This is a genomic window from Kineococcus mangrovi (assembly GCF_041320705.1).
In the GTDB taxonomy this organism is placed as follows: domain Bacteria; phylum Actinomycetota; class Actinomycetes; order Actinomycetales; family Kineococcaceae; genus Kineococcus; species Kineococcus mangrovi.
In genome coordinates this window covers 127274-145566 of the sequence record NZ_JBGGTQ010000008.1, presented here as the reverse complement: position 1 = coordinate 145566, position 18293 = coordinate 127274, and the positions used below count along the sequence as shown (strand labels likewise).

The 18293-nt window shown below is 75.4% G+C and carries 19 protein-coding genes; 10 read left to right on the top strand and 9 right to left on the bottom strand.

Annotated elements, in window-relative coordinates:
* Positions 1 to 19: 19 nt before the first annotated feature.
* The 3 genes from AB2L28_RS16770 to hisC all read right to left on the bottom strand — a co-directional run bounded on the left by AB2L28_RS16770 (position 20) and on the right by hisC (position 3419).
* Positions 20 to 1003 carry an alpha-ketoacid dehydrogenase subunit beta gene (locus tag AB2L28_RS16770; protein ID WP_370720127.1) on the bottom strand — a complete coding sequence of 328 codons (984 nt, stop codon included), beginning with the start codon at positions 1001 to 1003 and terminating at the stop codon, positions 20 to 22.
* Positions 1003 to 2175, bottom strand: a complete 1173-nt coding sequence (gene pdhA, locus AB2L28_RS16765) for a pyruvate dehydrogenase (acetyl-transferring) E1 component subunit alpha (protein WP_370720126.1) — start codon at positions 2173 to 2175, stop codon at positions 1003 to 1005. The genes AB2L28_RS16770 and pdhA overlap by 1 nt, the downstream gene beginning before the upstream one ends.
* Positions 2176 to 2315: 140 nt before the next feature.
* Positions 2316 to 3419: a histidinol-phosphate transaminase gene (hisC, locus tag AB2L28_RS16760; protein ID WP_370720125.1), complete on the bottom strand. Its 1104-nt coding sequence runs from the start codon at positions 3417 to 3419 to the stop codon at positions 2316 to 2318.
* A 163-nt stretch (positions 3420 to 3582) separates the two neighbouring features.
* Here hisC and AB2L28_RS16755 point away from each other — a divergent pair, with 163 nt between their 5' ends.
* The gene (locus tag AB2L28_RS16755; RefSeq protein ID WP_370720202.1) at positions 3583 to 4071 is read left to right on the top strand and encodes a flavin reductase family protein; all 489 of its coding nucleotides are present in this window, start codon (positions 3583 to 3585) and stop codon (positions 4069 to 4071) included.
* A gap of 17 nt (positions 4072 to 4088) precedes the next feature.
* On the top strand, positions 4089 to 4631 hold the full coding sequence (locus AB2L28_RS16750) for an NADPH-dependent FMN reductase (RefSeq protein WP_370720201.1): 543 nt from the start codon (positions 4089 to 4091) through the stop codon (positions 4629 to 4631).
* On the opposite strand, the gene AB2L28_RS16745 is transcribed toward AB2L28_RS16750, so the two are convergent.
* The 3 genes from AB2L28_RS16745 to AB2L28_RS16735 are packed head-to-tail and all read right to left on the bottom strand — an operon-like array spanning position 4628 to position 6615.
* The gene (locus tag AB2L28_RS16745) at positions 4628 to 4774 is read right to left on the bottom strand and encodes a hypothetical protein (protein WP_370720124.1); all 147 of its coding nucleotides are present in this window, start codon (positions 4772 to 4774) and stop codon (positions 4628 to 4630) included. The two genes, AB2L28_RS16750 and AB2L28_RS16745, sit on opposite strands and share 4 nt — an antisense overlap.
* A 60-nt stretch (positions 4775 to 4834) precedes the next feature.
* Entirely contained in the window at positions 4835 to 6370 is a 1536-nt protein-coding gene (locus AB2L28_RS16740; RefSeq protein WP_370720123.1) for a hypothetical protein, read from the bottom strand.
* On the bottom strand, positions 6367 to 6615 hold the full coding sequence (locus AB2L28_RS16735) for a hypothetical protein (RefSeq protein ID WP_370720122.1): 249 nt from the start codon (positions 6613 to 6615) through the stop codon (positions 6367 to 6369). Before AB2L28_RS16735 ends, AB2L28_RS16740 begins: the two co-directional genes overlap by 4 nt.
* Before the next feature lie 175 nt (positions 6616 to 6790).
* Here AB2L28_RS16735 and AB2L28_RS16730 point away from each other — a divergent pair, with 175 nt between their 5' ends.
* The 8 genes from AB2L28_RS16730 (at position 6791) to AB2L28_RS16695 (ending at position 15007) form a co-directional block, all read left to right on the top strand.
* On the top strand, positions 6791 to 7564 hold the full coding sequence (locus tag AB2L28_RS16730; RefSeq protein WP_370720121.1) for a fructosamine kinase family protein: 774 nt from the start codon (positions 6791 to 6793) through the stop codon (positions 7562 to 7564).
* Complete coding sequence (locus tag AB2L28_RS16725) at positions 7561 to 8142, top strand: molybdenum cofactor biosysynthesis protein (protein WP_370720120.1); 582 nt, start codon at positions 7561 to 7563, stop codon at positions 8140 to 8142. Before AB2L28_RS16730 ends, AB2L28_RS16725 begins: the two co-directional genes overlap by 4 nt.
* Before the next feature lie 36 nt (positions 8143 to 8178).
* The gene (locus tag AB2L28_RS16720; protein WP_370720119.1) at positions 8179 to 8379 is read left to right on the top strand and encodes a hypervirulence associated TUDOR domain-containing protein; all 201 of its coding nucleotides are present in this window, start codon (positions 8179 to 8181) and stop codon (positions 8377 to 8379) included.
* 52 nt (positions 8380 to 8431) lie between these two features.
* Positions 8432 to 9850 (top strand): adenylosuccinate lyase, encoded by a 1419-nt coding sequence (gene purB, locus AB2L28_RS16715; RefSeq protein ID WP_370720118.1) that lies wholly within the window; start codon positions 8432 to 8434, stop codon positions 9848 to 9850.
* Position 9851: 1 nt separating this feature from the next.
* Positions 9852 to 10880, top strand: coding sequence for a zinc-binding dehydrogenase (locus AB2L28_RS16710; RefSeq protein ID WP_370720117.1), 1029 nt, complete (start codon positions 9852 to 9854; stop codon positions 10878 to 10880).
* Between the two features lie 43 nt (positions 10881 to 10923).
* Positions 10924 to 12387 carry an aldehyde dehydrogenase family protein gene (locus AB2L28_RS16705; protein WP_370720116.1) on the top strand — a complete coding sequence of 488 codons (1464 nt, stop codon included), beginning with the start codon at positions 10924 to 10926 and terminating at the stop codon, positions 12385 to 12387.
* Positions 12388 to 12468: 81 nt separating this feature from the next.
* Entirely contained in the window at positions 12469 to 14352 is a 1884-nt protein-coding gene (locus AB2L28_RS16700) for a cation:proton antiporter domain-containing protein (protein ID WP_370720115.1), read from the top strand.
* Positions 14353 to 14380: 28 nt separating this feature from the next.
* On the top strand, positions 14381 to 15007 hold the full coding sequence (locus AB2L28_RS16695; RefSeq protein WP_370720114.1) for a hypothetical protein: 627 nt from the start codon (positions 14381 to 14383) through the stop codon (positions 15005 to 15007).
* On the opposite strand, the gene cls is transcribed toward AB2L28_RS16695, so the two are convergent.
* The 3 genes from cls to AB2L28_RS16680 are packed head-to-tail and all read right to left on the bottom strand — an operon-like array spanning position 14988 to position 18161.
* Positions 14988 to 16460, bottom strand: a complete 1473-nt coding sequence (gene cls, locus AB2L28_RS16690) for a cardiolipin synthase (RefSeq protein WP_370720113.1) — start codon at positions 16458 to 16460, stop codon at positions 14988 to 14990. The genes AB2L28_RS16695 and cls overlap by 20 nt on opposite strands.
* Positions 16461 to 16471: 11 nt before the next feature.
* Positions 16472 to 17122 (bottom strand): VOC family protein, encoded by a 651-nt coding sequence (locus AB2L28_RS16685; RefSeq protein WP_370720112.1) that lies wholly within the window; start codon positions 17120 to 17122, stop codon positions 16472 to 16474.
* A 13-nt stretch (positions 17123 to 17135) separates the two neighbouring features.
* Positions 17136 to 18161: a ketopantoate reductase family protein gene (locus tag AB2L28_RS16680; protein WP_370720111.1), complete on the bottom strand. Its 1026-nt coding sequence runs from the start codon at positions 18159 to 18161 to the stop codon at positions 17136 to 17138.
* Between the last annotated feature and the right edge of the window lie 132 nt (positions 18162 to 18293).

Genomic DNA, 18293 nt, shown 5'->3' with positions numbered 1-18293 from the left:
CTTCGGGGGTAGGGGTTTCTCAGGCGGCCAGCGACTGCTCGACGGCGTCGAGCACGCGGTCGACCGACGGCAGGTAGTGCTCCTCCACCCGGGCGACCGGGTAGGGCAGGTGCCAGCCGCCGACGCGCTTGACGGGGGCCTCCAGGGAGTAGAAGCACGACTCCTGGATGCGCGCGGCGAGTTCGGCCATCGGCCCGTGGAACGTGGGCGCCTCGGAGACGGTGACGAGGCGGCCGGTGCGGCGCACCGACTCCGCGACCGTGTCGACGTCGAGCGGGGAGATCGAGCGCAGGTCGACCACCTCGAGCTCGGTGCCGTCCTGCGCGGCGGCGGCCGCGGCGTCCAGGGCGAGCTGCGTCGTCGGCCCGTAGGCGACCAGGGTCGCGTCCGTGCCGGGCCGCAGGACGCGGGCCCGGTGCAGCGGGGTGACCTGGCCCGGACCGAGGTCGGTGTCGACCTCGCCCTTCTGCCAGTAGCGGCGTTCGGGTTCGAGGAACAGCACGGGGTCGGCCGAGGCGATGGACTGCTGGACCATCCAGTACGCGTCGTGCGGGGTGCTGGGGGCGACGACCCGCAACCCGGCGGTGTGGGCGAAGAGGACCTCGGGGCTCTCGGAGTGGTGCTCGACCGACCCGATGCCGCCGCCGCTGGGGATGCGCAGGACGACGGGCACCGACAGCCGGCCCCGGGAACGCGCGCGCAGCTTGGCCAGCTGGGTCGTGATCTGGTTGAACGCGGGGAACACGAACCCGTTGAACTGCATCTCGCAGACGGGGCGGTACCCGCGCAGCGCCATCCCGATCGCGGTGCCGACGATGCCGGCCTCGGCGAGCGGGGTGTCGATGACGCGGTCCTCGCCGAAGTCCTTCTGCAGGCCGTCGGTGACGCGGAACACCCCGCCGAGGGCGCCGATGTCCTCACCCATGAGCAGGACCCGCGGGTCGCGGTCCATCGCCGCTCGCAGGCCGGCGTTGATCGCGCGGCCGATCGCCATGGTCTCCATCAGCGCGTCCCTCCGTGAGCTGCGGCGTGTGCGTCGGCGTCCTGCTGCTCCCAGGCGGCGAGGAACTCGTCGCGCTCGGCGAGCACCTGGGGGTGGGGTTCGGCGTAGGCGTGGTCGAACATGGAGGCCGGGGCGGGGTCCTGCAGGGCGGGCACGCCCTCGCGCAGCCGCACCGCGAAGGCCTCGCTCTCGGCCGCGAGGGCGGTCTCGAACTCCTCGTCCAGCTCGCCCTCGGCGGTCAGGTACGTCCGCAGGCGGTCGATCGGGTCCTTCTCGCGCCAGGCGTCGACCTCGGCGGCGAGGCGGTAGCGGGTCGGGTCGTCCGACGTCGTGTGCGCCCCCATCCGGAAGGTGAAGGACTCCACGAAGGTGGGGCCGCCGCCGCCGCGGGCGCGGTCCAGCGCGCTGCGCACGACGGACAGAACGGCGAGCACGTCGTTGCCGTCGACGAGCACGCCGGGCATCCCGGCGCCCTCGGCCCGCCGGTGCAGCGGGACGGGCGACTGGCGCGAGACCGGCTCGGAGATGGCCCACTGGTTGTTCTGGCAGAAGAAGACGACCGGGGCGTTGAAGACCGACGCCCAGTTCAGCGCCTCGGCGGCCTCGCCCTGGGACGTGGCGCCGTCGCCGAAGAAGGCGATGGCGGCCGTGTCGCGGTCCGGGTCGCCCGTGCCGACGGCCCCGTCGCGCTGCACGCCCATGGCGTACCCGACGGCGGGCAGCATCTGCGCGGCGATGACGAGGGTGTAGGGGTGGACCCCCACCTCGACCGGGTCCCAGCCGCCGTGGTCGACGCCGCGGAAGAGGCTGAGGACGTGCAGCGGGTCCACCCCGCGGGCCAGCAGCGCGCCGTGGTCGCGGTAGCTGGGGAAGAGCTGGTCCTGGCGGCGGACCGCGCGGCCGGCACCGACCTGGGAGGCCTCCTGGCCGCGACTGCCGGCCCACAGGCCGAGCTGCCCCTTGCGCTGCAGGGCCTCGGCCTCGCTGTCGAGGCGGCGCATGAGCACCATCTCGCGGTAGAGCCCGCGGAGCTCGGCGGGCGAGAGGTCGACGTCGTGCTCGGGGTCGTGGTGGCGCACCCCGTGCTCGTCGAGGAGCTGGACCATCTCCTGCCGCCGGGGCGCGGGCTGCTGCGCGTGGGCCCGTACCGGGCCGACCGCCGTGTCGGTCACGTGCGTTCCTCCGTGGGTCGTCGGGTGCGAGCACTCTGACGATCGTCACCAACCTACGGTTCCGTAGGTGACGCGAGCGTACGTTACGGAACCGTAGGTTGCGAACCGCCACGCGGGTGGACCGGTCCGGCTGCTCGGGGTCAGGCGCGCGCGGCGAGCAACGCCCCCGCGACGTCCAGGAGACGCGCGTTCGCCGCCTCCTCGGCCACGGTGACGCGGATGCCGGCGCCGGCGAACGCGCGCACCACGAGCCCCTCGGCCGCGAACGCCTCCGCCAGCGGCACGGCGTCCTCGCCCACCGGCAGCCACAGGAAGTTGCCCTGCGCGTCGGGGACGTCCCAGCCCTGGGCGCGCAGCCCGTCCACGACGACGCGGCGCTGCGCGACGAGGGCGGACACCCGCTCCATCAGCTCGGCCTCGGCGGCGGTCTGCAGCGAGGCGACGACGGCGGCCTGGGCGATGGCCGAGACGCCGAAGGGCGTGGCCGCCTTGCGCAGCGTGGCCGCGACCTCCGGGTGGGCCACGGCGACCCCGACCCGCAGACCCGCCAGGCCGTACGCCTTGGAGAAGGTCCGGAGCACGACGACGTTCTGGTGCTCGCGCGCGACGTCGACGCCGTCCGGCACGTCGGGGTCGTCGACGAACTCGCGGTAGGCCTCGTCGAGGACGACGAGGACGTCGCGGGGCACCTGGGACAGGAACTCCGCCAGCTCGCCGCGGCGCAGCGCCGGACCGGTCGGGTTGTTGGGCGAGCACAGGACGACCAGCCGCGTCCGCTCGGTGATCGCGGCGAGCATCGCGGGCAGGTCGTGCCGGGCGTCGGCCGTCAGGGGGACCTCGACGGGCACGGCGTCGGAGATGGCGACCGTGATGGGGTACGCCTCGAAGGACCGCCAGGCGTAGACGACCTCGTCCCCGGGGGCGCAGGTGATCTCGGCGAGCTGGGCCAGCAGCCGCACGCTGCCTGTCGCGGCGGCGAGGTTCGCCGGCTCGACGCCCCACGTCCCCGCGATCGTCGCCACCATCCGCGTCGCCACCGGGTCGGGGTAGCGGTTCACGGTCGCCGCAGCGCGGGTGATCGCGGTGAGGACGCTCGGCAGCGGCGGGTACGGGTTCTCGTTGGAGGACAGCTTGAAGACCTCCAGGCCCTCCCGGGCCACGGCCGGCTTCCCCGCGACGTACGCCGGGACCTTGGCCATGCTGGCCCGCAGCCGCGGGGCCGGGGGGGTGCTGGGAGTCGTCATGCGCGCCAGGGTACGGACGCCGGGGCTGCGACTTCCGTCACGCCCGCGGAAGGCGGGGCGACGGCGTGCGGTTGACTCGGACGCCACGTCCCCACCAGCAGGAGGCCCCACCGTGACCGAGACCCCCACCCCGCCCGACCTCGTCGCCGTCGACGCCGACCCGATGGCGCTGCGCACCACCTTCGCCCTCTTCCCCACCGGCGTCGCCGCCCTCTCCGCCGTCGTCGACAGCGGTCAGGGCCCCGAACCGGTCGTGCTGGTCGCGTCCTCCTTCCAGGTCGGCATCTCCCTGGACCCCCCGCTGGTCCTGTTCGCCGTCCAGCACACCTCCACCAGCTGGCCCAAGCTCAAGGCCGCCCCCCGCATCGGGGTCTCCGTGCTCGGTGAGGCCCACGACCTGGCCGCCCGCCAGCTCGCGTCGAAGGCCACCGACCGCTTCGCCGGCATCCGGACCACCACCACGGACAGCGGCGCCCACTTCATCCACGGCGCGCCCGTCTGGATCGAGGCCTCCGTCCACTCGGAGTTCCCCGCCGGCGACCACGACGTCGTCCTCCTGCAGGTCCAGGCCGCCGGCACCGCCCCCGACACCGAACCCCTCGTCTGGCACTCCTCCGGCTTCCGCACCCTGACCCCGAAGACCGCCGGGTGAGCGGGCCCGTCACCGCGATGAGGACCGTCGTCGTCACCGGGAACCCCAAACCGGCCTCCCGGACGCTGACCGCTGCCGTCACGACGGCCGAGCTGGTGGCGCAGGCGCCCGTGGACCAGGTCGTCGACGTCACGACCCTGGGCCCGGGGCTGCTCGGCTGGGGCGACCCGACCGTGCGGCAGGTCGTCACCGACGTCGCCTCCGCCGACCTGCTCGTCGTGGCCTCCCCGACCTTCAAGGCCACCTACACCGGCCTGCTCAAGCTGTTCCTCGACCAGTTCGCCGGTGGTGAGGGTCTGCGCGGCGTCACCGCCGTGCCGCTCATGCTCGGCGCCGGCCCGGCGCACGCGATGGCACCCGACTTGCTGCTCAAGCCCGTGCTCGTCGAACTCGGCGCGGCCGTGCCGGCGCCGGGGCTCTACCTCATCGACCGGGAGGCCGAGGCCCAGGGCGCCGACACCCCGGCGCTGGCCGCCTACGTCGGCCGGTGGGGGACGACGCTGCGGGCGACCGCGAGCGCCGGGCGGCAGACCCGCGGCGCGGCGCAGCCGCCGGCCTAGGAGGCGTCCGTCCCCGGGGCCGCCCGGGAGGTGTGCGGGAGCCGGACGTCGTCGGCGCTGGAGCGCCGGTCGACCGTGACGACGGCCGGGGAGCGCCGTGCGGCCCGGGCGCCGGCCAGCTGCCCCTTCGACGTGCCCGGCACCGGTGCGGCTCGCGAGCGCGCGGGCACCAGCCGCGCCACGGGCTTCCGGGCGCGAGCGGATCACGGCACCCGTTCCGCGGTGTAGTCGAAGACGTCCACCCGCGCCCCGGGAGCGTCGAAGAACGCGCTGCCGGACTCGCGGAAGGTCCTCAGCGCGGGGTCCTCGGAGGCGTCGGCGAGCGCCGCCGTCCGCAGGTAGCGCGACCACCCGTGGGCGGCCACGGGGTTCTCGCGAACCTCCTCCTCGTCCGAGACGTCCCGCCGCACGACCGTCCGGTCCGCCGAGCCCTCCGCGTCCGTGCCGTCGAGGGCGGGGACCACGTCGCCGGTGTGCTCCAGGGAGACGGTGCGGATCCCGGGGGCGGCGGGCAGGCCGTCGGTCGGGGACCCGGCGGTCAGCACGTGCGTGACGTGGAACTCCGCGACGACGGCCGGGTCGGCGGCCAGCGCGGCCGCGGTGAGCCCGCCCTGGCTGTGCCCGGCGAGCAGCACCGGTTCGTCGGGCCGAACTCCCGCCTGCCGCAGGGCGTCCACGACGGCGGCTCCCGTGGCCGTGGGTTCGCCGGCGACGGCGCGCAGGTTCGTCGTCAGGTCCATCGGGGTGCGGGTGCTGCCGGGCAGCGGGGTCCAGTCCTGGGTGCCGGGGACCTCCACGATCCACGCGACGCTCCCGTCGGCGTGGGTGACGCGTTCCAGCCGGAGGCCGCCGGGATCCGGCTTCCCGGCGCTCGCCAGGCGACCGCCCACCGACCCGTGCGCGGCCTCGTACCCGGTGGACTGGTGGGCCACCCCGTCCAGGACCTCGGCGAGCCCGCGCGGGGGACGGGACGGGACGGCTCGGGGGACGGTCTGCGGGGTGACCCGCACGGGGGTCTCGCGGAACAGCGGCGTCACCGCGCCCGCGGAGGTGAGGAGGGCGGCGACGTCCCCCACGTCCTCGACCCCGGGCACCCCGGCGGCCGCGGCCAGGTACGGCGTCGACGCGGCCAGCTCGCGGACGACCCCCGGGTGCGCGGCGAGCAGCGTCCCCGCGCCCCGCAGGTCGGCGAGCACCCGGTCGTCGACCTCCCCCGCTTCGGCGGCCGCCGTGGCGCCGAGCGCGTCGAGGTCGACGTCGCCCTCGACGGCCTGGGCGACGGCCGCGACGAGGACGCGGTACCCGGCCTCGCGCACCCGGAACAGGACGTCGGCGGCCACGAGCGTCCCGGCCGCACCGGCCAGTTCGGGGGCCGCCTCGACGACGGCGCCGGCCACCGCCCGACGGGCCAGCGCCACGACGGCCGCGGCGGTCCCGTCCCCGACGCGGTAGCGCAGCGAGACCACCTCCAGGCGGGTGGCCAGGTCCAGGACCCGGGCGGCGACGGCGGGGGCCGAGGCGCCCCCCACGACGACCCGGGCGAGGTCACCGGCCGCCCGGGCGGCCGTCACCGGCGCGAGGGGGACGGACATCGCGAACACGGGGTCGGCGGCCGTCTGCACGGCGACGGCACCGACCCCGGCCACCGTGGCCGCCGTCCCCGCGAGCTGCGCCGCCACCGCGTCGAGCTGGTCGGGGTCCACGGCCAGCCCCGCGTCGACGGTGATCCCGCCGCTCACGCCGGACCCCCCGCCATCGCAGCGGAGTGCGCCCGGAGGCTGCCCGCCGCGTCCTCGACGGCCCGGGCCAGCCGGTCGACCCGCTCGCCGGCGAGGCCGAGCTCGGCGCGGAAGCGGGTGGCGGCCGCGCCCGTCCACCCCACGTCCGCGGAGGTGAGCAGGTGGCGCCGGACGGCGCGGACGTCGTCGGCCTCCACGGCGAGGCGGCGGGCCAGGGTGTCGACGTGGGCCTGACCGGGATCCATGCTCAGCTCCTGCCGTGGGGGGAGGCGCCGTGGTCGACGCCGGGGCGACCGTAGGTCGGGCGCGTCGGTGCCCGCGGCGGCGGCGGGCCCTGGTGTGGACGGACCGCCGGCACCGCGCCCTGTGGGGACCGGGGCGTCCGCTGCGGTCCCGCGTCCCCAGCGCGAAGATGGCGGGGTGAACCAGGTGCCCGGGACGTTCCTCAAGCGCCACGACCGGCCCGGGCCGCGGGACGCGGAGGCCGCGGGCCTGCGGTGGCTGGCCGCCGCGGACGCGGTCCCCGTCTGCCCCGTCCTGGCCGTCCGCGACGACGGGTTGGTCCTGGAGCGCGTCGAGGAGGTGCGCCCCACCCCCGGGGCGGCCGAGGAGTTCGGCCGGTCCCTGGCGCGCACCCACGCGGCCGGGGCGGAACGGTTCGGCGCGCCGCCCCCGGGCCTGGACGGGGACGGCTGGATCGCGGCGCTGCCGCTGCCGATGACGACGGCGGAACCGGCGTCGTGGGGCTCCTTCTACGCCGAGCAGCGGTTGCGCCCCTACCTGCGCGCCGCGCGGGACGCCGGTGACCTGTCCACGGCCGACGCCGGGGTCCTGGAGGCGGTCTGCGAGCGCCTGGGCGCCGGGGACCTGCCCGGGGAACCGTCCGCACCGGCCCGGCTGCACGGGGACCTGTGGTCGGGCAACGTCCTGTGGTCGCGCGAGGGGGCGGTGCTCATCGACCCGGCCGCGCACGGCGGTCACCCCGAGACGGACCTGGCGATGCTGGCGCTGTTCGGGCTCCCGCACCTGGACCGCGTGCTCGCCGCGTACACCGAGGCCGCCTCGACCCCGCCGGGGTGGCGTCGCCGCGTGGCGCTGCACCAGTTGCACCCGCTGCTGGTGCACACCGTCCTGTTCGGCGGCGGGTACGCCGGGCAGGCGGTCCGCGCCGCGCGCGAGACCCTGGCCCTGTGACGGGCCACGAGCACTGGATCGACCACCCGGTCGAGGTCGTGCACCTGCTGGTCTCCCCCGAGCACGCCTACTTCGGCCGTCCCCGCGACGGCGCGGCGGACGTCCCGACGCACACCCCCGACGTCGTCGAGGTCGTCGCCGGCAAGGGGATCCGCGGGGACCGGTTCTTCGGCAAGGCCGCGCACATGGACGCGGCGGTCACGTTCTTCGCCCTGGAGGCGTGGGAGGCCGTCGCCCGCGACCTGGAGCTGGACGCCGTCCCCGACCCGCTGCTGGCGCGGCGCAACGTCGTCGTCCGCGGGGTCGAGCTGGACCCGTTGCGGGGCCACGACTTCGAGGTGGTGACGGCGGCCGGGTCGGTGACGTTCCACGGCGGCCGGCCGGCGAACCCGTGCGCCTGGATGGACCGCGTCGCCGCCCCCGGGGCCCACCGGGCGCTGCGCGGGCGCGGCGGCCTGCGCTGCACCCCGACGACGGACGGCCACCTCGCCCTCGGCGCCGGGGTGCTGCGCTCGCCCGTCCCGCTGGACCCCGCCCGCGCGGGAGAGCCCGTGCTGCGCCGGCACCCGCTGCCCTGACGTGCGGGGTACCGGGAGTGCCCCGACGCTGACCCCATGGTGAAGAAGGGCGATCACGTCGAGTGGAACACCCCCCAGGGGACGACCGAGGGGAAGGTCACGGACAAGAAGACCGACGACTTCGAGCTGTACGGCCAGAAGCGCAAGGCGTCCGAGGACGACCCGCAGGTCATCGTGGAGAGCGAGAAGTCCGGCAAGGAGGCCGCGCACAAGGAGTCCTCGGTCGACAAGACCTGACCCGGCCGGGTACGCACCGCAGCCGCGGGAGCGGTGGTGGCGGCGTGGGACCATGTGGCCCGTGACGAACGAGCCGGACGCCGCCACCACCCTCACCGCCGCCGACCTGGGCGAGCCCGCGCTGGGCCCCCTGGACGGGCGCTACCGCCGCTCCGTCGCGCCGCTGGCCGCGCACCTGTCCGAGGCCGCGCTGAACCGACGGCGCGTCCACGTCGAGGTCGAGTGGCTCGTGTTCCTCGGCACCCACGACGTCGTCCCCGGCGTCCGCCGGCTCACGGACGAGGAGACCGCGTTCCTGCGCGAACTCCCCCTGCGCTTCGACGCGGCGGCCGTCGCTGAACTCGGTGAGATCGAGCGCGTCACCGTCCACGACGTCAAGGCCGTCGAGTACTGGATCAAGCGCCGCCTGGAGGGCACGTCGCTGGCCGACGTCGCCGAACTCACCCACCTGTTCTGCACCAGCGAGGACATCAACAACCTGTCCTACGCCCTCATGGTGCGCGACGCCGTGCAGCAGGTCTGGCTGCCGGCCGCGACGGACCTCGTCGACGACGTGGTGCGGATGGCCCACGACCTGCGCGACGTGCCGATGCTGTCGCGCACCCACGGCCAGCCCGCGACGCCGACGACGCTCGGCAAGGAACTCGCCGTGCTCGCCCACCGGCTGCGCCGCCAGCTGGGTCGCGTCGGGGAGTCGGAGTTCCTCGGCAAGTTCAACGGCGCGACGGGCACCTACGCCGCGCACCGCGCCGCCGTCCCCTCGACGGACTGGCCGGCCGTCTCGCGCGAGTTCGTCACCGGGCTCGGTCTCACCTGGAACCCGCTCACGACGCAGATCGAGTCGCACGACTGGCAGGCCGAGCTGTACGCCGACGTCTCCCGCTTCGGCCGGGTGCTGCACAACCTCTGCACCGACGTGTGGACGTACATCTCCTACGGGTTCTTCGCCCAGGTCCGCGGCCAGGGCACCGTCGGCTCGTCCACCATGCCGCACAAGGTGAACCCCATCCGGTTCGAGAACGCCGAGGCCAACCTCGAGGTCTCCGGCGGGTTGTTCCGGGTGCTGGAGGAGACGCTGACGACGTCGCGGATGCAGCGCGACCTCACCGACTCCTCGATGCAGCGCAACATCGGTGTCGCGTTCGGGCACTCGCTGCTGGCGATCGAGAACGCCCGGCGCGGGCTGGCCGGTCTGGACGCCGTCCCCGCGGCCCTGGCCGCCGACCTGGACCACAACTGGGAGGTCCTCGGCGAGGCCGTGCAGTCGGTCATGCGCGTGCACGGGCTGCCCAAGCCCTACGAGCGCCTCAAGGAACTCACCCGCGGCCGCAAGGTCGACCAGGCGAAGCTGCAGGAGTTCGTCGCCGGTCTCGGGTTGCCCGAGGGCGAGGCGGCGCGGCTGTCGCTGCTGACGCCGGCCGACTACACCGGGGACGCCTCCGCGCTGGTCTCCGTCCTCGACGAGGGCTGACGTGCGCGCCGTCCTGGTCACCGGGTTCGGCGCCCCGGCGCGCCTGGCCGACGTCGAGGACCCGGCCCCGGCCCCGCACGGGGTCGTCGTGGCCGTCGAGGCCACGGGCGTGTGCCGCAGCGACTGGCACGCCTGGCAGGGGCACGACGACGACGTCGTCCTGCCGCACGTGCCGGGGCACGAACTGGCCGGGACGGTCGCCGCGGTCGGTGCCGACGTGCGGGACTGGCACGTCGGGGACCGCGTCACGACGCCGTTCGTCACGGCCTGCGGGACGTGCCCGGAGTGCGCCGCCGGCGCCCAGCAGGTGTGCCGGTCGCAGACCCAGCCGGGGTTCACCGGCTGGGGTTCCTTCGCCGACCTCGTCGCGCTCGACCACGCCGACGTGAACCTCGTGGCGCTGCCCGAGGGTTTCCCCGCCTCCTCCGCGGCCGCGCTGGGCTGCCGGGTGGCGACGGCCTTCCGGGCCGTCACCGACGTGGGGGCCGTGCGCGCCGGGGAGTTCGTCGCCGTCCACGGCGCGGGCGGGGTGGGCCTGTCCGCGGTCGCCGTCGCCGCGGCGGCCGGGGCGCGCGTCGTCGCCGTCGACCCCTCCCCGGCCGCCCGCGACCTGGCCCTGACGTTCGGGGCCGAGCACGCCGTCGCCGCCGACGGGGCCGTCGAGGCGGTCCGCGACCTCACCGGCGGCGGAGCGCACGTCTCCCTCGACGCCGTCGGGCTGCCGGCGACGTGCGAGGGGTCCGTCCGCTCGTTGCGCCGGCGCGGGCGGCACGTGCAGGTCGGCCTGCTGCCCGCGGCCGCGGGCAGACCGGCGGTGCCGATGGACCTCGTCATCGCCGGGGAGCTGCAGGTGCTCGGCAGCCACGGCATGGCGGCCCACGACTACCCGCGCCTGCTGGCGCTCGTGACCTCGGGGCGCTTCCCGCTGGCGCAGCTCGTGACCCGCGAACTGCCGCTGGAGGCCGGGCCCCGCGCCCTGGCCGAGGTGGGCGCCGCGACGACGGCGGGGATCACCGTCCTGCGGCCCTGACGCGTCCGGCACGATGGGGGTCCACACCTGTCGAGGAGGACTCGTGACACTTCTGGACCCGCAGGACTTCGCCGGCCGCATCCACGTCGACGGCGCCTGGGTGCCCGGCGGCGGCGGCACCACCCCCAGCCTCGAACCCGCCACGGGCAAGACCCTCGTCGAGGTCGGGATGGCCGACGCGGACGACGTCGCCCGCGCCGCGGAGGGCGCCGCCAAGGCCCAGCGCGCGTGGGCCGCCCTGCCCCACCCCGCCCGCGCCGCCGTCCTGCGCCGCGCCGGGCAGTTGTGGGAGGAGCACGCCGAGGAGATCTCCGGCTGGAACGTGCGCGAGGTCGGCGCCGTCCCGCCGCTGGCCGGGTTCGCCCTGCACGTGACCGCCGCCGAGTGCTACGAGGCGTCGGCGCTGCCGTCGGCGACGTCGGGGTCGGTGCTGACCAGCGAGGAACCGCGGCTGTCGCTGGCCCAGCGCGTCCCGGTCGGCGTCGTCGGCGTCATCTCCCCCTTCAACGTGCCGCTCATCCTCGGCATCCGCGCCGTCGCACCGGCGCTGGCCCTCGGCAACGCCGTCCTGCTCAAGCCCGACCCCCGCACGGTCGTCACCGGCGGCGTGACGATGGTCCGGATCTTCGAGGAGGCGGGGCTGCCGCCGGGGGTGCTGCAGCTCCTCCCCGGTGGCGGCGACGTCGGGCAGGCCCTCGTCACGGACCCGCGCGTGCGCGTCATCGCCTTCACCGGTTCCACCCGCGCCGGGCGCAGCGTCGGCGAGCTCGCCGGCAAGCACCTCAAGCGCGCCCACCTCGAGCTCGGCGGGAACTCCGCCTTCCTCGTCCGGCACGACGCCGACGTCGACGAGGCCGTGAACCTCGCGACGTGGGGCGCGTTCCTGCACCAGGGGCAGATCTGCATGACCGTGGGCCGCCACCTCGTGCACGAGTCGCTCTACGAGTCCTACGTCGACGAGCTCGCGGCGAAGGCGGAGTCGATGCACGTGGGCGACCCCGCGGCCGGTCAGGTCCACCTCGGCCCGCTCATCGACGAGACGCAGCGCGACCGCGTCCACGGCCTCGTCACCGACGCCGTCGCGAAGGGCGCCGACCTGCGCGCCGGGGGCACCTACGAGGGCCTGTTCTACCGGCCGACGGTGCTGGCGAACCCGCCGCGCGACGCCGCCGCGTACTGCGACGAGGTGTTCGGCCCGGTCGCCTCCGTCGTTCCCTTCCGCGACGACGACGAGGCCGTGGCCCTGGCCACCGACTCCGAGTACGGCCTGTCCCTGGGGATCGTGACGGCCGACGCGATGGCCGGGTACGAACTCGCGCAGCGCATCCCGACCGGCATCGTGCACATCAACGACCAGACGGTGAACGACGAGGCGAACGCCCCCTTCGGCGGCGTCGGGTCCTCGGGCACGGGGTCGCGGCACGGCGGGGTGGAGGCGAACGTCGAGGCGTTCACCGAGACGCGGTGGATCACGGTGCGCCGCCGGCCGGGGTCCTACCCGTTCTGACGGGACCCCGGGGCCGGTCCCACGTCGTCGCCACCGTGGGACCGGCCCCGCCGCGCAGGGGCGCGCCGTAGTCTCCGCGCCGTGGAGATCGCGTTCGCGCTCGTGGCGCTGACGGTCGGGGTGTGCGCGGTGGCGGCGGCGTGCGACCGGTTCGGGTGGCCGACCCCGCTGGTCCTCGTCGTCGTCGGGGCGCTCGCCGCCCTCGTCCCGGGGGTCCCGACCTTCACCCTCGGCCCCGAGCTCGTCCTCAACGGCCTGCTCCCGCCCCTGCTCTACGCCGCCACGGCGTCCACGTCGCTCGTCGACTTCCGCCGCAACAAGACCCCGACGGTCCTGCTGTCGGTCGTCCTCGTGGTGTTCACGACGCTCGTCGTGGGCTGGACGACGTCGTGGCTGCTGCCGGGGGTGGCGCTGGCGGCGTGCATGGCGCTGGGTGCGGTCGTCGCCCCGCCGGACGCGGTGGCGGCCACGGCGATCGGGCGGCGCCTCGGCCTGCCCCGCCGGGTCGCGACGATGCTGGAGGAGGAGAGCCTGCTCAACGACGCCTCCGCCCTCATCGCCCTCGCCACGGCGACGGCGGCGCTGACGACGGAGCTGTCGCCGTGGCGCATCGGCGGCCAGTTCGTCCTCACCGTCGTGGGGGCGGTCGCCGTCGGCGGGGTCGTCGCGGTCGTGCTCGCCGTCGCCCGGCGCCGCATCCAGAACCCCGTCCTGGACACCACGGTCTCCTTCCTCGCCCCGTACCTGGCGTTCCTGCCCGCCGAGGCCGCCGGCGTGTCCGGGGTGCTGGCCGTGGTCGTCACGGGCCTGGCGATGGCGCACGTCTCCCCGCGCGTGCAGACGGCGGCCTCCCGCGTGGCCGAGACGCTGAACTGGCGGACGGTCGCGTTCCTGCTGGAGAACGCGGTGTTCCTGCTCATCGGGCTGCAGTTCCCCCTGCTGCTGGCCGGGGCCGGTGACAGCGGGTACTCCGGCGCCCGCGTCCTCGCCGTCTGCCTCGGCGTCCTGGCCGCGACGATCGCGGCGCGGTTCGCGTTCGTGTTCGCCGCGTCGGGGTTCTTCCACGCCGTGCCGCGGCTGCGTCCGCGCGCCTGGTCACCGGGGGTGTCCCTGCTGCTGTCCTGGGCGGGGATGCGCGGGGTCGTGACCCTCGCCGCCGCGCAGCTCATCCCGGGGGACGTGCCCGGCCGCGACGTCCTGCTGCTGGCGGCGTTCGCCACGGTGGTCGGCACGCTGCTCGTGCAGGGGCTGACCCTGCCGACGGTCGTCCGGCGGCTCGCGATCCCCGGTCCCGACCCCGCCCAGGACGCACTGGCGGCCGCCGCCCTCGGGGACGCCGCGGCCGGCGCGGGGCTGCGGCGCCTCGACGACCTCCTGACCGGCGACGAACCCGAGCACGTGGTCAGGCAGCTGCGCGGCCGTTCCCGGGCCCGCTCGCACGCGGCGTGGGAGCGGCTGGGCCGGCCCCTGACGGACGTCACGACCCCCTCGGTCCTGTACTCCAGGCTGCGGCTGGAGATGCTCGCCGCCGAACGCGCGGTCGTCGTCGAGGCCCGCGACCGCGGCGCCGCGAGCCCGGAGGTCCTGCGGCGCGCCCTGGCCGACGTCGACGTCGAGGAGTCGCTGCTGGACCGCCTCGAGGAGCTGGAGCCGCTGGCCCCCGACCGCGCGCTGGCCCCGCGCTCGGGCGGGGACGGTTGCGACCACCTGCGGGTCTCCGTCGGCCGCGAGGAGGCGACCGCCCGCTGGGGCGAGCCACCGCTGGAGTGCCACGAGTGCGTCGCCGCGGGCACGGCGTGGGTCCACCTGCGGACCTGCCTGCACTGCGGCCACACCGGGTGCTGCGACTCCTCCGAGCTCCAGCACTCCCGGGCCCACTTCACCGCCACCGCGCACCCGACGGTGGTCAGCGCCGAACCCGGTGAGGCGTGGCGGTGGTGCTGGGTGGACGCCCGGCTCGGCTGAACCGGCCCGGCTGAACCAGACTGGAGCAGTGCCCCTCTACGCCGACCTCCCCGCCCGCCGGACCCGGCAGGTGGTCGCCGACGCCGGCTGCCTGCTCGTCGTCGTCGCCTCGGTGGCGGCCGGCCGCGCGGTGCACGCGGCCGTCGCGGGCGTGGCCGAACCGGCACGCCGGTTCGCGGACGGGTCGACGGCGCTGGCCGACGGGTTGCGGTCGACGGGCGGTTCGCTGGGGCGCGCGCCCCTGGTCGGCGACGACGTGGCGGACCTGCTGGGCCGGTCGGCCGACAGCGCCGCCTCCCTGGCCCGGGCCGCCGGTGAGCAGCGCGACGCCGTGCTCCACCTGGCCGTCGTCCTCGGTCTGCTGACGGCGCTGCTGCCGATCGCGCTCGTCGTGGGCGTGCGGGCCGTGCAACGCCTGCGATGGGCCGCGCGGGTCCGGGACGCGCACCGGCTCGCCGGCACCGCGGCCGGGGAACGGGTGCTGGCGCTGCGGGCGTTGCAGCGCAGCCCGGGCGAGGTCCTGCTGGGCCTCGACCCCGACCCCGCGACGGCCTGGCTGCGGGGCGAGGCGACGGTCGTGGGGTCGCTGGCGGACCTGGAACTGGCGGCGCTGGGGGTCCGGCGGGCCCGGGGGCTCACTGCAGCGCGGACGTGAGCCGCGCGACGTTCTCCTTGATGACCTGCATCCGCGACCGCGCCAGCCACTGCTCCAGCGTCAGCTCGGTGCACTTGGCCCGGTAACCGTCCTCGACGCGGCGCAGCGCCTCGGAGAACTCCCGCCCGCACACCATGAGGGTGAGTTCGAGGTCGAGCATGAACGAGCGCATGTCCATGTTCGAGGAACCGATGACGCCGACCTCCTCGTCGATGGTCATGTGCTTGGCGTGCAGCACGTACGGCGCGGGGTAGCGGAAGATCCGCACCCCGGAGCGCAGCAGGTTCTCGTAGTAGGAGCACTCGGCGTAGTGCACGAAGAACTGGTCGCCGTACTCGGAGACGAACAGCTCGACGTCCACCCCCCGTTCGGCGGCCGTCGTGATCGCCGACAGCATCGACTCGTCCGGCACGAAGTACGGGCTCGTGATGGAGATGCGGCGCTGGGCCGAGTAGAGCAGCGCGTTGAACAGCTTGAGGTTGTTCTCCCCGTCGAACCCCGGGCCGCTCGGCACGACCTGGCACTCCAGCCGGCCCGGCGACCCCACCGGGGACACCTCCGGCCGTTCGGCCTGCAGCAGTTCGTCGGTCTCGGAGTACCAGTCGGTGATGAACATGGCCTCGACCCCGGACACGACCGGCCCCTCGAGGTGGACCATGAGGTCCTGCCACTGCAGACCGCGCTTGACGTTGGCGCGCTTGTTGTAGCTGCGGTCCAGCACGTTCTGCGAACCCAGCCACGCGGTCTCGCCGTCGACGACGAGCAGCTTGCGGTGGTTGCGCAGGTCCGGGCGCTGGTACTTCAGCTTGTGCAGCTGGACGGGCAGCATCGGGTGCCACTCGACGCCGATCCTGTCGAGGAAGCGGATCGTGCGGCGGTACCCCGGGTAGCGCAGGGACCCCACGTGGTCCAGCAGCAGACGGACCTTCACGCCACGCTCGACCGCGCGCTGCAGAGCGGTGAAGAACGGTTCGCTCGTGGCGTCCTTGGTCATGATGTAGAACTCGACGTGGACGTACTCGCGGGCAGCGTCGATGCTGCGCGCCATCGCCCGGATCGCCTCGTCGTACTCCCCGCACAGCACCGCGGAGTTCCCCCCGACGAGCGGCATCGACCCGAGGTTGCGGTTCAGCTCCACGATCCCGGACAGCCACGGCGGCCAGGGGTGTTCGGTGGAGACGAGGTCCATGCCCTTGGTGGAGTCCAGGATCAGCCGGTTGATCTCGCGCTGCTTGCGCCGACGGGCCCGCGGCAGCTTGGGGTTGCCGATGAGCAGGAACGCGGCGACACCGAGGTAGGGGACGAAGAAGATCGTCAGCAACCAGGCCAGGGCGGAACTGGGGCGGCGGTTGACGGGGACGACGGCGACGGCCGTGACGCGCACGACGAGGTCGACGACGAGCAGGGCGACGGCCGACGCCGTCAGCGAAGGGAGCCAGTCGGGCCAGTCCACCGGGTGGTCGCTCAGATCTCGACGGTACCGCGGGTGGTCTCGAACGTCACCGAGCGCAGGCCCGTGGCGCGGGGACTGCCGACGACGTCGAGCCAGGTGAACTCGACGCGGTCGGTGCTGAACTCCGGCGGCAGTCCCAGCCAGTTGCGGACGCGCGAGCGCTGGCCGGCGATCGTCAGACCGGTCAGCCGGGTGCCGCCGGCCAGCGACAGCGCCGACGGGTGCTGGGTCTGCGGGCCGTCCCACTCGATGAGCAGCGGCAGCTGCGGTTCGGTGTTGAGCGCGGGGGCGCCGATCTGCCGCCAGCGCAGCTCGACCCCGTCGGGACGGCGGCGGACGCCCTCCTCGATCTCCTCGCCGAGGCGGTCGCGGTAGCTCTCGAGGTCGTCGACGAGGACGCTCCAGGCGAACCAGCCACCGCCGGCCTCGGTGCGCTCGCGGACGGCCCGGCCGAAGAGCGCCTTGTCGGCGACGGGGTGGTCGAGCACCTCGACGACCTCGACGTAGGTGCCCTCGGACAACGGCAGGACGACGTTGCGGGTGCCGAAGCGGGGGTGGGGCCCACCGTCGACGACGCGCACGCCGAGCCGTGCCGCCAGGGACCGGGCGGTCTCGGACAAGCCCTGGGGCCCGGCGGCGAAGCCGACGTGGTCCACGCGCATGCCGGTCAGCTTCTCAGGCCCGTTCCGCGCCGACCGCCGCGGGCCCCCCGGTGCGGGCCCCGCAGCGGGCCAGGACGTCGGCGACCTCGAAGGCGCGGGGACCGAGCTCCTCGCGCACCGACGTCGCCGCCAGCAGCTGCAGGGCTTCGTTGACCGGGGTCGGCACCCCGTGCTGCCGGCCGAGGTGGACGATCTCGCCGTTGAGCCAGTCGGTCTCGATGGACCCGCCGCGGTGCAGGCTCTGCCAGCTCGAGGAGCCCAGCCGTTCGGTCCCGGCGACCTGCGCGGTCCGGAAGCCGATCTCGGCCAGCTGCGGGAGGGCCTGCTCCCGGCCCAGCGCCGGGGTCCCGGCGGCGGCCAGGGCGGCCTCGCCCTCGGCGCGGGCCCGCTCCCGCAGGTCCTCCCAGCCCGGCCCCGGGCGGCAGACCGCGTCGAGCGCGTTGCCGCTGTTGTCGAGCAGCTTGCCGCGCTTGGCGGCCATGACGTCGTCGCTGACGGCCGTCGCGAAGCCGGACGCGGCGAGGTCGGCCGCGATGCGCTCGACGACCTCGTCGCGCCCGTGCGGGTACCGCCCCAGGACGAGGCCGCCGGAGACGGGCGCGCCCTCGGAGATCACCACACCGGGTTCGAGGTGGCTGGCCGGCAGGAACACGCAGGCCCCGACGACCCGCCGGAACCAGCGCAGCGCCAGCCGTTCGCCCTCGACGCCGTTCTGCGCGCAGACCACCGGCAGCGTCTGCCCGGCCGTGGAGCCGCCGACGGGGGCGGCGGCCCAGTCGGCGAGCGGGCCCGCCGCGTCCTGCACCTTCACGGCCAGGACCAGCACGTCGTCGGCGGTGAGCTCGACGTCGGCCGGGGAGTTGGCGACGGGGGCGTGCAGCTCGACGGGACCGGTCGGCGTCAGGAGTCGCAACCCCTTGGCGCGCAGGCGGTCGGCGTGCGCCCCACGGGCGACGAGGACGACCTCGTGACCGTGCTGGCCCAGGCGGCCCCCGAGGGTCCCGCCGATGGCTCCTGCTCCGATGACGACGTAGCGCACCGACGCAGTCAAGCACCTGCCCGCCGGGGCGACCCGGTGGGACGGCGGCGTCGGCGGGCGGTGCCCGCCCTCGGGCGGCGGGTGGCCGTGTCGTCCACAGCCCCCCGGTCCGCCGCCGCCCCGTGTCGGAGG